The organism is Millionella massiliensis (genome assembly GCF_900104655.1).
Lineage (GTDB): Bacteria > Bacteroidota > Bacteroidia > Bacteroidales > Rikenellaceae > Rikenella > Rikenella massiliensis.
In genome coordinates, this window is the sequence record NZ_FNWD01000002.1 from 1739082 (window position 1) to 1754667 (window position 15586).

11 protein-coding genes are annotated in these 15586 nt (G+C 59.6%); 5 read left to right on the forward strand and 6 right to left on the reverse strand.

Annotation, left to right across the window (positions count from 1 at the left end; genetic code table 11):
• The first annotated feature begins 318 nt into the window (after positions 1-318).
• Together ftsY and BQ5379_RS06795 are read left to right on the forward strand one after the other, a co-directional pair.
• Positions 319-1311: a signal recognition particle-docking protein FtsY gene (ftsY, locus tag BQ5379_RS06790; protein WP_071134738.1), complete on the forward strand. Its 993-nt coding sequence runs from the start codon at positions 319-321 to the stop codon at positions 1309-1311.
• A 108-nt stretch (positions 1312-1419) separates the two neighbouring features.
• Positions 1420-2589 (forward strand): sensor histidine kinase, encoded by a 1170-nt coding sequence (locus BQ5379_RS06795; protein WP_071134739.1) that lies wholly within the window; start codon positions 1420-1422, stop codon positions 2587-2589.
• 780 nt (positions 2590-3369) lie between these two features.
• On the opposite strand, the gene aspS is transcribed toward BQ5379_RS06795, so the two are convergent.
• The gene (aspS, locus tag BQ5379_RS06800) at positions 3370-5139 is read right to left on the reverse strand and encodes an aspartate--tRNA ligase (RefSeq protein ID WP_071134740.1); all 1770 of its coding nucleotides are present in this window, start codon (positions 5137-5139) and stop codon (positions 3370-3372) included.
• A gap of 182 nt (positions 5140-5321) precedes the next feature.
• Between aspS and BQ5379_RS06805 the strand changes: the two genes are divergently transcribed.
• The 3 genes from BQ5379_RS06805 (at position 5322) to BQ5379_RS06815 (ending at position 9575) form a co-directional block, all read left to right on the forward strand.
• Positions 5322-5771 carry a nucleoside deaminase gene (locus tag BQ5379_RS06805; protein ID WP_071134741.1) on the forward strand — a complete coding sequence of 150 codons (450 nt, stop codon included), beginning with the start codon at positions 5322-5324 and terminating at the stop codon, positions 5769-5771.
• 130 nt (positions 5772-5901) lie between these two features.
• Positions 5902-6861, forward strand: coding sequence for a tetratricopeptide repeat protein (locus BQ5379_RS06810; RefSeq protein WP_143039408.1), 960 nt, complete (start codon positions 5902-5904; stop codon positions 6859-6861).
• Positions 6862-7187: 326 nt separating this feature from the next.
• Positions 7188-9575 (forward strand): TonB-dependent receptor, encoded by a 2388-nt coding sequence (locus tag BQ5379_RS06815; RefSeq protein ID WP_071134743.1) that lies wholly within the window; start codon positions 7188-7190, stop codon positions 9573-9575.
• A 175-nt stretch (positions 9576-9750) separates the two neighbouring features.
• Here the strand turns inward: BQ5379_RS06815 and BQ5379_RS06820 are convergent, their stop codons facing one another.
• The 5 genes from BQ5379_RS06820 to BQ5379_RS06840 all read right to left on the reverse strand — a co-directional run bounded on the left by BQ5379_RS06820 (position 9751) and on the right by BQ5379_RS06840 (position 15574).
• Entirely contained in the window at positions 9751-11025 is a 1275-nt protein-coding gene (locus BQ5379_RS06820; protein ID WP_071134744.1) for a sensor histidine kinase, read from the reverse strand.
• Positions 11022-11702, reverse strand: a complete 681-nt coding sequence (locus BQ5379_RS06825) for a response regulator transcription factor (RefSeq protein ID WP_071134745.1) — start codon at positions 11700-11702, stop codon at positions 11022-11024. Before BQ5379_RS06825 ends, BQ5379_RS06820 begins: the two co-directional genes overlap by 4 nt.
• A gap of 242 nt (positions 11703-11944) precedes the next feature.
• Entirely contained in the window at positions 11945-13132 is a 1188-nt protein-coding gene (locus BQ5379_RS06830) for an ABC transporter permease (protein ID WP_071134746.1), read from the reverse strand.
• Between the two features lie 4 nt (positions 13133-13136).
• Positions 13137-14309 carry an ABC transporter permease gene (locus BQ5379_RS06835; protein WP_071134747.1) on the reverse strand — a complete coding sequence of 391 codons (1173 nt, stop codon included), beginning with the start codon at positions 14307-14309 and terminating at the stop codon, positions 13137-13139.
• 284 nt (positions 14310-14593) lie between these two features.
• Positions 14594-15574, reverse strand: a complete 981-nt coding sequence (locus BQ5379_RS06840) for an HlyD family secretion protein (RefSeq protein ID WP_071134748.1) — start codon at positions 15572-15574, stop codon at positions 14594-14596.
• Positions 15575-15586 lie beyond the last annotated feature (12 nt).

The window sequence follows — 15586 nt, forward strand, 5'->3', positions numbered from 1 at the left end:
AGAGGGGTCGGGAAGCAAGAGACTGAGCAAAAGAACTAAGCAGAAAAACCGAGAGCAGGAGAGCGCAGACCCCGAAACCCGAACTTCGACACGACTACGAAAGCCCGTAAGGCGAAAAAACGACGAAACGGGTGAGACCACCTAAGAATGGCACGAGGGAGGATAGAGGCAACAAACGAAGCAAGGAGTCTGTATACTATATAAAAAGAGCCGCTCCCCCAGCCTTATTGCAACACCGTTTCCGGCCACACACCGACCGCGCAAGAGGCATAGCTCCTTCGCCCGAATCATAAACGTAACGACTTATACAACAACACGATGGGCATATTCGACATATTCAAGAAAAAAGACGCCGGCGCCACCCAGCAGGCCACTCTGGACAGCGGTCTGGAAAAGAGCCGCGAAGGCATCTTCTCGAAGATATCGCGCGCCGTAGCCGGCAAATCGAAAGTCGATGAAGAGGTCCTCGACCAGCTGGAAGAGATCCTCATCACCGCCGACGTCGGCGTGGAGACCACCCTGCGCATCATCGACCGCATCGAAGCGCGCGTTGCCCGCGACAAATCCCTCGGCACCGCCGAACTCAACACCATCCTGCGCGACGAAGTGACCGCCCTGCTGGCCGAAGCTCCCGCCGCCACCAGTTCCGCCGACCTCGGCTTCCTGTTCGAGAAAGACAGCGAAGGCAACCCCTTCGTGCTGATGGTCGTAGGCGTGAACGGCGTCGGGAAAACCACCACCATCGGCAAGCTCGCCGCACGGCTGACGGCCGCCGGCAAGAACGTCTACCTCGGAGCCGCCGACACCTTCCGCGCCGCCGCCATCGACCAGCTCGAAGTGTGGGCCCAGCGTGCCGGTGCACGGCTCATCAAACAACAGATGGGCGCCGACCCCGCCTCGGTCGCCTTCGACACCCTCTCGGCCGCCAAGGCCGCCGGAGCCGACGTGGCCATCATCGACACCGCCGGCCGTCTCCACAACAAAGTCAACCTGATGAACGAGCTGACCAAAATCCGCAACGTCATGCAGAAAGTCGTTCCCGGCGCCCCCCACGAAGTGATGCTCGTACTCGACGGATCGACCGGCCAAAACGCCTTCGAACAGGCCAAACAGTTCGCCGCCGCCACGCAAATCTCCTCGCTGGCCATCACCAAACTCGACGGCACGGCCAAAGGCGGCGTCGTGATCGGCATCTCGGAACAGTTCCGCATCCCGGTACGCTACATCGGCGTCGGCGAAGGCATCGACGACCTGCAGGTATTCGACCGCAACCGTTTCGTCGCCTCCCTGTTCGGCGACCGTCACGCCTAAAACCGGCCCGGCGCATCGCCTGACACATCTCCGGCGAAACGGGCGCTGTCCGTTTCGCCACACGTCCCCCCCGGGCTGCACAGCCACCCCCCTAAACCACAACGACCCATGCGCAAATTCTCGATCGGATACCACGGAAAGATGCTCTTCATCGTGATCGGGCTGGCCATCGGCGTAACCTCGCTGGTTTACTCGAACTACCTGGTCGGCGAACTGCGCGACAAGGAGCGTCACGAGATTCACCTATGGTCCTTCGCCGTCGGCGAGACCGTCAAGGCCGCCAGCACCGGCAACCGACACCAGGCCGAGATCCTGACCCGCATCATCAACTTCTCGGAAGACATCCCCGTGATCGTGTGCGACGACAACCTGCGCGTGCTCCAGTACCGGCTGATCGACCCGTCGATCATGGCCGACCCCGAACGGCTCGCCGACAAACTCGAAAGCATGCGTTCCGGCGGCCGCGACCCCATCGAGATACCCTCCTCGCAGGGAACCATCATCCGCGTCTTCTACGACGAATCACCGCTGCTCAAGGCCCTGCAATACTTCCCGTGGGTGCAACTCAGCGTATTCGCCGTCTTCATCGGCTTTGCCTTCATCGCCTTCCGCTCGTCGAAACACAGCGAACAGAACCGCGTCTGGATCGGGATGGCCAAAGAGACCGCCCACCAGCTCGGCACCCCCACCAGCTCGCTGCTCGGCTGGCTCGAATACCTCCGCAGCCAGGAGGGAGTCGAACCCTTCGTGGTGGACGAAATGAACAAGGACCTCACCCGGCTGCTGAAGGTCGTCGACCGATTCTCGAAGATCGGTGCCACCACCAACCTCGCACCCCGCAACATCTACGAACTGGTCTCCAGCGCCGTCTCCTACTTCCGCACGCGCATCCCTAAAAACGTGACGCTGAATTTCGCCCAGTGCACCTCGGAACCGATGCAGGGGATGGTGAACGACGCCCTCTTCGAATGGGTTGTGGAAAACCTGCTCAAGAATGCGCTCGATGCGCTTCAGGGACGCGGTGCGATCATCGTACAACTCACCGAACGTGACGAGCGGTGGATCTGCATCGACGTGCGCGACACCGGCAAGGGAATGCCCAAAGCCAACTTCAAACGCATTTTCCAACCCGGGTTCACCACCAAGACCCGCGGCTGGGGGTTGGGGCTTTCGCTGAGCAAACGCATCATCGAGGAGTACCATCACGGCCGTATTTTCGTGCTCGACTCCGAGATCGACAAGGGTACCACCATGCGCATCATGATCCGCAAACTGTAACCTCCTCCGTGCAGCCGCTATCCCGAACCTATGTATAGCCCGAGAATGAAAAAACAGGGGTGTAAAAACAGAGGTACGAAAAGCGGGGAATAAAGGGAACACGGAAAAGAGGGTGTCAAGAGATCAAAGAGAGCGCAAAAAAAGTGAAGGGAAAAGGGAACATATACCCTCTTGAAATTCACAAGAGGTGGAGACAAAAGGAGCTGGATATATTAAGGGTATATAATAAATAGGTATAACCGGATCGAATGTGTACCCGTTGTAATATACCGGGACTACACCGAAGACACACCCGATCATCAATAAAGAGGGATAACGACGATCCCCCGCCTCCAATCGACCGTCATCTGACATTCCCTCGAAGTACCGATACAATGCGCTGCCCGGTCGGCTTATTATCCCCACCGTTTCCCACTCCATCAATTCCCGGTTTCGGAATACCCCAAAGCCCTGCCACCGTTTCGGAAAAACTTCGCGCCACTCGCCTACTGTCTTTGTATCCCGCTCCATAATACGCGTAGCAGACGAAGTAAGCCCAAATCATAAGAGTTATAATAATACAAGTAAGGCTAACTCCACTCAGTTGGAGTTAGCCTTACTTTGTGTATCAGCCCCTCAATAGGAGGGCTCTCTTGCGAATTATGCTAAGTTTGATCTGTTTTGACCCAACGTTTCGCCCCAAGCAGGAGACACCGACAGGAACCAAAAACTCTCTTCCCCGAAGACATCACCCCTGTCCGGTCCCTCCCGCCCCGCGGCACGATTTCGGCCAACAGGGGACTACTCGGGTTTGGCAACGGCGATCTGCAACTCGTCGAGCTGAGCCTGTGCCAGCGGCGACGGAGCGTCGATCATCATATCGCGACCGCTGTTGTTTTTCGGGAACGCGATGTAGTCGCGGATCGAGTCCGAACCGCCGAAGAGCGAGCACATGCGGTCGAAACCGAAGGCGATACCGCCGTGGGGCGGCGCCCCGTATTTGAAGGCTCCGAGCAGGAAGCCGAACTGAGCCTGCGCCTCTTCGGGTGTGAAGCCCAGCACCTCGAACATGCGGCTCTGCACGCGACCGTCGTGGATACGGATCGAACCGCCACCCACTTCGACACCGTTCACTACAAAGTCGTAGGCTTCGGCCCGGACATCGCCCAATGCCTTCAGATCGCCCGAGAAGAATTTCTCCATATCCTCGGTTTTGGGCGAGGTGAAGGGGTGGTGCATCGCATAGTAGCGTTGCGTTTCGTCGTCCCACTCGAGCAGCGGGAAATCCACCACCCAGAGCGGAGCAAAGGTGTCGTGCGGACGCAGCCCCAGCCGGTCGCCCATCTCCAGACGCAGGGCACACAGCGCAGCGAGCGTCTGTTTTTTCGGCCCGGCCAGAATCAGCAGCAGGTCACCCGGCTGCATACCGGTCGCTTCGCCCCATGCGGCCAGATCGTCGGCCGAATAGAATTTATCCACACTCGATTTGTAGCCCCCGTCGGCATCGCGACGCACGTAGACCAGCCCCTTGGCACCGACCTGAGGCCGTTTTACGAACTCCGTAAGGCCGTCCAACTGTTTGCGGGTGTAGGAGGCGCAGCCCGGCACACAAATCCCGCCGACATACTCGGCACTGTCGAACACCACGAAATCGTGGCCCTTGACCAGTTCGGTCATGTTGTTGAACTTCATGCCGAAACGGATATCGGGTTTGTCCGAACCGTAGGTTTCCATCGCCTCGTGCCAACTCATGCGGGGCAGTTTTTCGTCACCAAAGGTCACGCCCAGCGTCTTTTCGAACATGGTCCGCATCATCCCTTCGAATACTCCCAGTACGTCTTCGCGCTCAACGAAGGCCATTTCGCAGTCCACCTGGGTGAATTCCGGCTGACGATCGGCACGCAGGTCTTCGTCGCGGAAACAGCGCACGATCTGGAAATAACGGTCGTAACCGCTCACCATCAGCAGCTGTTTGAAGGTCTGCGGCGACTGCGGCAGGGCATAGAACTCGCCGGGGTTCATGCGCGACGGCACCACGAAGTCACGCGCCCCTTCGGGGGTCGACTTGATCATGTAGGGAGTTTCGATCTCCATGAAGCCCTGTGCGTCGAGATATTTGCGGATCTCCTGAGCCAGGCGGTGGCGCAGCATCATGGCCCGCTGCAGCGGCGGACGACGCAGGTCGAGGTAGCGGTACTTCATCCGCAGGTCGTCGCCCCCGTCCGAATTCTCTTCGATCGTAAAGGGCGGCACCTCGCTGGTATTCAATATATTGATCTCGGCGGCGACGATTTCGATCTCGCCGGTGGGGATTTTGGTATTCTTGGCGGAGCGTTCCGTCACCTTACCGGTGACCTGAATCACATACTCGCGCCCGAGCCCTTCGGCCGTAGCTTTCAGTTCGGCCGAAGCGTGTTCATCGACCGTGATTTGGGTGATCCCGTATCGGTCGCGCAGGTCGATGAAGACCATGGCGCCCAGGTTACGCACCTTCTGGACCCATCCGGCCAGGGTGACGGTCCGGTTGGCATCGGCGAGCCTTAATTCGCCGCAAGTCGCTGTTCTGAACATTTTTTCATGTAATTTTGAAAACTCAAAGATAGTGATTTTTTCCTATCATGCGCTTGCGTATGCCGCCACGCCCGGGTTAAAACCGTTCCGCGCCCCGTCCGGCGACTGGCACCCCCACGAGCGGCCCCCACGCAGGCAGACGCACTCCCCGACTTTCGACCCCACCAACAACACCCTTCACGATGTCCGAACAACACGAAAAATACATGCGTATGGCCCTGGCTGAAGCCCAGGAGGCCTATCGGCTGGGCGAGATTCCGATCGGCGCCGTGGTCGTGGCCGGCGAGCGGACCATAGCCCGCACCCACAACCTGACCGAGACATTGGGTGACGTCACCGCCCATGCCGAGATGCAGGCCCTGACGGCCGCCGCATCGGCCCTGGGCGGCAAATACCTCGACCGCTGTACGCTCTACGTCACCGTCGAGCCCTGCCCGATGTGCGCCGCCGCCCTGCGCTGGGCCCAGCTGGGAACGCTGGTGTACGGCGCCGCTGACCCCAAACGAGGCTACCGGGTGGTCTCCGACGAGTTGCTGCATCCCCGGACGACCGTCGTCGGCGGCATCCTCGAATCCGACTGTTCGGCCCTGATGAGCCGTTTCTTCGCCGAACTTCGCGCTTCGAAACGGTAAATCCAACCCGATGGAACGATAAAAGCCGGCTCAAAATTTTGAATTCTCCGAAAAAATCATTCAATTTGTATCCGTTGTTCCGTCCGGAACCCTCGATTGCAGAATATTAACCTAAACATACCGTAAGAAAATGAAGCAGATAAAATTGTGGGGGATGACCCTCGCAGCCGCCATGCTGGTCATCGGCGCTTCGGCCCAAACCAAAGAAGAAGTCGGCCTCAAGATGAAAGAAGCCGGCGAACTGATCAATAACAAGAAATTCGTAGAGGCCATTCCCGTCCTCGAAGAGGTGATCAAAATGGGTCAGGCCGTCGGAGCCGACGCTGTGGACATCACCACCGAAGCCCAGAAGATGCTGCCCCAGCTCTACCTGCAGAAAGGTGTCGTAGCCGTGCAGGCCAAAAAGATGGACGAAGCCATCGCCGCTTTTGAAAAAGCCGAAAACCTGGCCGACCTCCAGGGCGACGTGATGACCACCCGCAAAGCCGGACGTTTCGTATCGAACATCTATATGGCCATCGGTGTCAACAGTTTCAACGCCAAAGACTACGCCAAAGCCCTCGAAAGCTTCCAGAAAGGTCTGGCACAGGACACCGCCAACATCCAGCTGGCCTACTTCACCGCCAAATCCTACGCCGAACTGAAACAACTCGACAAAGCAGTCGATCTTTACAAACAGGTGATCGAAGCCGGAGCCGAAAACAGCAAATATGAAAAACAGGCAGCCAGCGCTCAGGCCGACATGGACAACTACATGCTCGTAGCCGCCTCCGAAGCCGCACAGGCCGGTGACCTGGAGAAAGTGCAGACCTACGTTGCAGCCATCCCGAAAAACGCCGACGCCAACCTGCTGCTGATCCAGACCGCCAACAACCTCAAGAAATACGACGTCGTAGTAGCTAACGGTGACAACGCCTACGAAGCACAGACCGACGAAGCCAAGAAGAGCGACGTCGCTTACCTGACCGGCGTAGCCTACCAGAACAAAGGCAACAACGCCAAAGCGACCGAATGGCTGACCAAAGTGACCGCCGGCGAAAACGTAGCCGCAGCCAAACAGCTCAAAACCGATATCGCAGCTGCCCAATAATTCCTCCACATCCGCAAGAGGATAACAGGCAGCCCGAACGCGACAAACGGGCGCACAGCATAAAGGGTTTCCGATCTTCGAATCGGAAACCCTTGTTTTATACCCCCATCCCGGAATTTTCTCACCGCAGCCATAGGCATACAGAGCGTTCATGCTGATCTCGCGTAACGTTCCATGCGCTCCCGCTTCCCCACCGCAAAGAGCGAAAAGCGAAGACAAAGAGCCAAAAGAGTCACTCCAGCCACGAGACTAAATCACTACAAATAGCGATTGCCCGACCCGACTCGATGCGTTTTCTTTGCACCCAGAACCAAACCACCCATTCCATGAAACGATCGCTGACCGTCACCGGCCTCTTTCTGCTTGCCGCCGTCGCCACTGCGGCCCCCGGCACCCTGCACGTAACCCCGCCCGTCGCGAATGACGATCCGGCCGAGCTCGACTCGATCCGGCTCATCGAAACCGAGAGTGTCGTAGTACGCTCCTCGGCCAAGGAGACCAACAACCTGTGGAGCGCTCCCGAAGCCACCTCGCTCATCACTCCCGGACAGGTCAACAACCGCCAGATCGAATCGATCAAAGACCTCAGCGCCTTCGTTCCGAACCTCTTCATCCCCGACTACGGATCGAAAATGACCACTCCGATCTACCTGCGCGGGGTCGGTGCCCGCAGCAGCGGACAAAGCGTAGCCATGTATGTGGACAACATCCCCTACATGGACAAGTCGACCTTCGACTTCGAATTCATGGACATCCAGCGCATCGAAGTGCTGCGCGGCCCGCAGGGAACCCTCTACGGCCGTAACGCCATGGGCGGGATCATCAACGTCTACACCCTCTCGCCGTTCGACTACCAGGGCCACAAGCTCTCGATCGGCGGCGGCAACTACGGCAATTGGCACGTCAAGATTTCGAAACTCGCCAAACTCAGCGACAAGATCGGCCTCAGCGTAGGCGCCTACTACGAACAGCAGGGCGGATACTTCGACAACGCCATGGAAGGCGCAGCCACCGGTCCCAAAGTGGACGACGGCCAGTCGGCCGGCGGCCGCCTCAAGCTGGAGTGGAAGATCAACCCCCGGCTCAAAGCCATGCTCGCCTCCAGTTTCGACTTCACCGACCAGGGAGCCTTCGCCTACGGCCTCTACGACAAGACCACCGGCGAGATCGCACCCGTCGACTACAACGACCGCGGCAGCTACCTGCGCCGCATGAGCAACAACTCGCTCCGCTTCGAATACCGCACCGACAAGATCCTGCTCACCTCCAACACCGGCTACCAGTGGCTCAACGACAACATGTGGATGGACCAGGACTTCACGCCGGCCAGCATCTTCACGATCAACCAGCGCCAGCGCCAGAACTCCATCAACCAGGAGATCACCGTCCGCTCGGTCAAGGAGCAGAACTACCAGTGGTCCGTGGGCGCCTTCGGGTTCTACAACCACCTGACCACCGACGGCGACGTGCTCTTCAAACAGGACGGCATCAAGAACATCCTCCAGCCCGTGTTCGACAACATCCAGATGCCCATCGCGCTGACCATCCAGAACGACGAGATTCCCAACCCCGGCACCTACCGGACCCCGACCGTCGGCGCCGCCATCTTCCACCAGTCGACCCTCAACAACCTGCTGACCGACGGCCTCTCGCTGACCCTCGGCCTGCGCCTCGACTACGAGAAACAATACCTGAAATACAACACCTCGATGAGCATGGACCTGCTGGCCCAGAACAAACCGGGCGGCATTCCGATGTTGCCGCCGAGCGGTATCGAGATGCCCATCAGCAAAACCCTCACCGGTAAGGACGATCAGGAGTTTCTGCAATACCTGCCCAAGATCTCGCTCAAATACGAGTGCACCCCGCAGATCATGACCTACTTCACCGTCGCCAAAGGGTACAAGGCCGGCGGATACAACATCCAGATGTTCTCCGAAGTGATGCAGGACAGTCTGAAAGCCTCGCGCCCGTCGATGGGCGGCAGCGGCGGCGGACGCCCCGGAGCTTCGGTCACGAAAGCCGATGCCGCCACTGAGAGCGGAAACATTCGGAACGCACTGGCCTACAAACCGGAACAGACCTGGAACTATGAGCTGGGGATGCGCGGCACTTTCTGGGACGGCCGTCTGAACGCCGAGCTGGCCCTCTTCCTGATGGACATCAAGGACGTGCAGCTGACCCAGTTCGTCGACGGCGGCAGCGGCCGCATCCTGACCAACGCCGGCAAGGGACGCAGCTACGGCGTCGAAGCATCGCTGGGCCTGCGACCCGCAACAGGGCTGAACATCGACGTGAACTACGGTTTCACCCACGCCACGTTCCGCGACTACAACGGCGGTACGAACTCGGCCGGCGAAACGATCGACTACAAAGGCAAATTCATCCCCTACGTTCCGCAGCACACCTTCTCGGTCGGCGCGGCCTACACGCTGAACGTGGCGAACTGCTGGATCAACCAGATGATCTTCTCGGCCCAGTACACCGGTGCCGGCCGCATCTACTGGAACGAAGCCAACGATGTCCAGCAACCCTTCTACGGACTGCTGAATGCCAAGATGAGTTTCCGCCACGACTTCGTGCGACTGGAGCTGTGGGCACGCAACATCCTGAACACCGATTACGGCGCCTTCTACTTCGAATCGTTCGGCAACTCCTTCATCCAGCGCGGCAAACCCTTCACCTGCGGCGCCAACCTGGTCTTCGCCTTTTAGCCGCACCTGACCTCAACACAACCGCCGGTGTCCGACGGTTCCTATCGAAGAGGCGACTCGCGCCTGGGACGTAAAACCGCCGGGCTGTTCACCCGCCCCCACAAAAAGCAGCGCCCCGGTCAGCCCCCGCAAAGGGCTCGACCGGGGCGCTGCTTATCCTGCCGGGTTCTATTTCTCAGGGTTTGGAGACCGTGAAACGATGCTCGCCCTCCGCATAGACGTGCACAAGCCGCAACCCGTAACGTCTGCAAATCGAATCGACCAAAGCCAGTCCGAGACCGGTCGAATCCTCGCGGCGTCCTCCCTGCCGGAAGCGTTTGAAGAGATCCGCTTCGTCGAAAGGCAGCGGGTCACCGCTATTGGCAAACAGCATCGACCGGGAGTCGAATCGAATCCGGATGCTCCCCTGCGGGCGGTTATGCACATAGGCATTCTTCAGCATGTTCGTGACCAGCATCTCGGCCAGCGTATCGTTCATTTCGCACTCCATCCGGCCCGGCTCTTCGACCGTCAGCCCGATCTGCAGATGCCCGTAGATTTCGGCATAACTTTCCAGATGCCGTTTCAACACCTCGTTCAGACAGACCGGCGTATGCTCCGGGAACTGCCCGTTGTCGATCTTGCTCAGTAGCAGTAAGGTTCGGTTCATGCGGGTCAGCCCTTCGAGCGTCTGCAACACGGCGATCACCTCGCCCAGCTGCCGTTCGGAGAGCTCCGGATCGGCGGCCAGCAGCTCCAGCCGGTTGCGACAGACGGCCAGCGGCGTCTGCATCTCGTGCGACGCATGACCGATAAACTGTTTCTGCTCCTCGAAGACCCGCTCGGTACGCTCGGCCGAACGTCGTGCGGCGTCGGTCAGCCGACGGAACTCAGTAACCCGCGTAGGGTTGACCAGCGGCGGGTTCTTGCCCCCCACCGTATAGTTGTCGAGCCAGCGCAACAGCACATACAACGGCCGCATGCTCCGCCACAACACCCATCCGCTAATCAGAATCAGCGTCAACAGCAGACAGGCGAACAGCAGCACCACCCACCGGAAAACAGCCTCCTGCAGATCCTCCTTTTCGAGGGTCGGTGTCGAAACCGTCAGTTCGAACCAACGGTCCGAAGCGTCCCGGAAAATGGTACGCAGAACCCGCCCGGGCTCCTTCTCGTCGATGTCGGGGAGGTAAATCTCTTCGTCCGTGTAGCGCTCCTCGGGGTGAGAGGCGGCATACTCCGCATCGACCTCCCGAAGCGTGTGTCCGGTCACCGCCGGTCCCTCCGGCAGGGATAGGGTATCGCCCACCAGATGGCTGCGGATGATCCGTTCGGAATAGGACTCCAGCGCATCGTCGACACCGTCGTTCACCTCGTCCGTTACGGCCATGTGGAACAGAAACGCCCACCCCGTCAACAGCAGTGACAGGGCCAGCGTAATGCGCAGGGTCAGACTCCAGATCAGTTTCATGCTTCCGTCGAAATCAGTTTATAGCCGAACCCGTAGACCGAGCGAATCTCGACCGTGGCTCCGGCATCCTTGAGTTTGCGCCGCAGATTTTTCATCTGGGCATAGACGAAATCGAAATTGTCAGCCTGGTCGATGTGGTCGCCCCACACCGCCTCGGCCAGCGTGGTTTTGCTGACCAGGTGGCCCGGACGGCTCACAAAATAGGCCAGAATATCGTACTCCTTGCGGCTCAGCTCCAGTTCGCGTCCACCGACGCTCACCCGAAACTGATCCGGCCGGATCGACACGTTACCGGCCTCGAGGGTCAACTCACCGCCGCGCTTGCGCCGGATGACGCTCCGGATGCGGGCATGCAGTTCGGCCAGGTGGAACGGTTTGGGCAGGTAGTCGTCAGCTCCCAGTTCCAGCCCTGCCACCTTGTCTTCAAGCGAATCGCGGGCCGAGATGATAATGACGCTCTCGCGTTTGTGCAACTCCTTGAGCCGCTCGAGCAGTTGCAGACCGCTCCCGCCGGGCAGCATGATGTCCAGCAGGATGCAATCGTAATCATAAGTGGCTATCTTTTCGAGGGCGCTGTCGTAATCGGGAGCGGTTTCGACCACATACCGTTCCGCTTCGAGCGAACGGCATATCACCTCCCGCAGGGCCGCTTCGTCTTCGACGATCAATATTTTCATCGGCAGATTATTTTTTGAAGAAAGGGTCGATTCGGGACGTCATCACCGAACCACGGGGATATTCCCCTTGCAAGATAACAATCTTGCCCGAGATTTCCCGCAACCGCCTGCTGCTCCGGCCAGCCACCCTGCCCCTGTGGTTTTCTCCACCGAACATTCGACGAGCCATTTTTCTGCTAAACGGGACACCGACCTTACGCCCATTTCGTGCGCTGTCGACGCCACGGTCAATCGCCCCGGGATTATGCCTCGGACCGGCGCTGTTCACGCCGCTGCTCGGCGGCAGCACGCAGTTCGTGGGTACGCCGGAGCGTGGCCAGTACGGCCGTCAGCCCATAGACTCCGGTGAGCGTCCAAAGGGTAATCATCTCGGGAGCCACGTCCGTGAGCGACGCCCCCATGGTCCGGATACGCACCAGTGCGTCGATCCCGCTGCTCGAGGGAACCAGCCGCCCCAGGGCGTAGATCCAGTCGGGCATTCCCTCGCGCGGCCACGAAATTCCGCTGACAATCAGGAAAAAGACCGATGTGACGATCAGCATCATCATCGAGGTTTCGCGCTTGCGGAAGAGCGCCCCCAACGTCAGCCCCAGGAAGATGACCGAAAGCAGATAGGGCAGGAACACCAGCAGCAGATCGACATGGTTGCCGTTCATCGGATAGCCGAACAGCTTGTACTGGAAGCTGAACATGTAGAGCATCAGCGGGATATAGAGGAAGAGATAGGCCGATGCCTTGGCAAAGGTGAGCCGTGTGGCGGAGTAGTCGCGGAAACGTCGCCAGGTCCCCTTTTCGTACCATGTCCCGCCGACCATGCCGATCCCGACGAGCAGCAGCTGCTGGGCGATCAGCAGCAGCACCGGAGGCATGATCGCCGTGGCATAACCGCCATAAGGGTTGTAGAGGGTATTGACATCGTAGGGCACGGGGCGGGCCGTCCACTCGGCCTGCTGCTGGTTGAGTCCGCCGGCCATCAGGGTTCCGACCTGCACTTCGGCTCCGGCGGTGGTGACCACCTGACCGACAGCCGTCAGGAAATCGCTGTAAAGCAGAAAATAACCGCCGTCGGCATAGAGGCTCACGTGGTTCTGCTGACCGGAGAGGATCCGTTTTTCGTACCCCTGCGGAATGAGGAGCACGCCGTACACCCGGCGGTCGAGGAAGAGCTGCCGGGCCTCGTCGAGGTTCTGCGGGTTGTAACGAACGTCGGCCTGCGGGGTGGCATCGAGCATCCGGGTCAGCTCGCGGCTGGGGGGTGTGTTGTCGAGATCGACCACCGCCACCGGGAAACCGCGGACCACCTGCGGAGCGTAGATCAACGGATAGAGGGTCCCGTAGATGAACATCGCCCCGAAGAGGATCAGCATGGCGCCCCCGTCGCGGAAGATGGAGAGGAATTCGGTTTTCGCTATTTTCCAGAATCGTTTCATGGCATCATTCTTTCCCGTAGTATCGGGGGTTGAGCGCGACCTTCCGGAGTCTCGGCACCAGCAGGGCCATCACCAGCACAAAGGCGCCCATGGCCGCCAGATCGCCGAGCGAACGGGCCGGGGGAGCCCCGCGGAGACTCTGTTCGATAAAGAGGTCGATGTAATAGGTGAACGGGAAGAGCTTCGCGAGGGCGGCGATGGGCGGATACATCCCGATGGCCGGGAAGGTCAGCCCGCAGAACGAGAGCGAAGCGGTGGCCAGCCCGCCGGCGATCGAGAGCGAGAAGCGCAGATTGGCGCTCACGGCCACGATGATCACGCCGATGGCCATATAGGCCAGAATCACGAAGAGGTTGCCGAGCACCAGAATCAGGGCCTCATGGCCGTGGAACGGGAGGCCCATGAAGCGGTACAGTACGGTGTTCATCAGCAGCGACAACATCGAGAAGAGCAGGACATAGGGGGCAAGTTTGGCGGCCAGTGCGCGGGTGATGCTGCCCCCGGCCGTGGCGACCCACTCGGCCGCCGTCCCCTCCTTGAGTTCGCTGCCGATGACATAGACGGTCACGAGACTGACGGTGATGACCAGCGCCAGAAAGAGCAGACCGGGCAGCAGGTAGTAGGCATAGCTGCCATAGGGGTTGAAGAGGATGTGTTTTTCGAAGGCGATGGGGTAGGCCATGGCATAGCCCTGCGAGGCGGGGATGCCTTTGGCTCCGAGCATCTGGGTCTCGACCCCGATGTTGAAGGCCTGAAAGACGGTGCTGATGTCGCGTTTGAGCAGTCCGGAGTTGAGAATCCGTGCACCGCTGATTTCGGCCGACACCTGTGCCCCGCCGGTGGTAGAGAGGATGTTGGCCTGCAGGCCGGACGGAATGATGATAAGCGCGTTGGAACGCCCCTGAAGCATGGTCTGGTGGCCCTCCTCGATACTCTGGACGTGGAAAGCGACCCGGGCCGTGGGGGTGGCATCGACCATCCGGATCAGTTGGCGCGACAGCTCGGTGCGGTCGCCGTCATAGACGGCCACGGGCAGGTCGTGGACGGTGCCCCGCCAGAACATCATCGCGTACAGGGCGGTCAGCACCACCGGGATGATGATGGCCGAAGTGACCAGCATCCGGCTCTGTCCGAACCGTCTGATTTCACGTTTAAGGCTGTTTCTGAATAGTCCCATGGTGGGAGTGGTTGGTCGTTCGGTTAAATATAGGGTTCCGCATCTTCCCGAGAGTCCTACACGGGCGCGGAGGTCGCGACTGCTGTTCTGCCGCACGGCAACGAGAACCGCCGGTATCAGGCCGGTCGAGTTTCGATCAGTGTTTCGCCCGCCGCAACGGTCTGCCGGAGCCTCCCCGCAAAGCGAAGCGAAAGGAGTCCTCCGAGCAGGAGCGGGAGCAGACGCGCGGTACGGAAGGAAGCGGTATTGCTACAAAAGGCGGTGTTGCCTCAAGTGGCGAAGTTCTACAAACTGTTGTAATCGACCGTTACGGTCATACCGGGACGCAGGTCGTCGATCTTCTCCGCAGCGCGGGCATGCACCTCGAAGGTCTTGACGTCGAACTCGCCGCTGGTACGCGTCGCGGCCCAGGTGGCATACGACGCTTCGGCCGCAATGTAGGTCACGGTCAGTTCGCAGCTGCGGTCCAGCGCCGGGAAGTAGCCCTGAAGTTTGGTTCCGACCTTGATTTTGGGCAGGAGGGTCTCCTTGACGTTGAAAACGACCCATGAGTCGGAGAGATCCACGATGGTGACCACCGGATAACCGGTGCCGACCAGTTCGCCGTTCTCCGAAACGACGCTCGACACCTCGCCGTCCACCGGAGCATACTGGCGGGTCTCGGTCACGTAGGATTCCACCTCGCTCACCGCACCGCCGGCCTGCTCGACAATGGCCCGGGCAGCGGCCTTATCCTCCCATTGCGCCCCCTCGGTGGCCATGTTGTAAGCGGCTTCGGCCGCTACGGAGGTGGTCTTCATGGCACGAAGGTTGGCCTGCGCCTCGTCGAGTTTCTGGGCGGGTACAACCCCCTGGTCGTAGAGGTTTTTCACGCGGTCATAGGTCTTCTGGGCCAGTTCCAGACCAGCCAGCGACTTCTGCCACATCTCGTAGGCCTGCTGGATCTGCTGTTTGCGGGCCCCGGCATCGACTTTGTCCTGCATGGCGGTGGCGGCCGAACGGGCGGCTTCGGCCTGGGTCAGTTTGGCGAAGACCTCGGGCGAGCTGATGCCGTACAGGAACTGTCCGCGGGTGACGCGGTCGCCGCGTTTGACGGTCAGGCTGTCGACCCGGCCGGGCACTTTCGACGAGACTTTGTAGCTGGTGGCCTCGACCGTCCCCTGCATGATGTAGGGAGCGGGCTTGAGCACAAACCAGCCGATGAAGGCTACCACCGTAATGATGGCAATCACGATCAGCGCGATGGTATAGACTTTTGATTTCATAACTATGGAGCG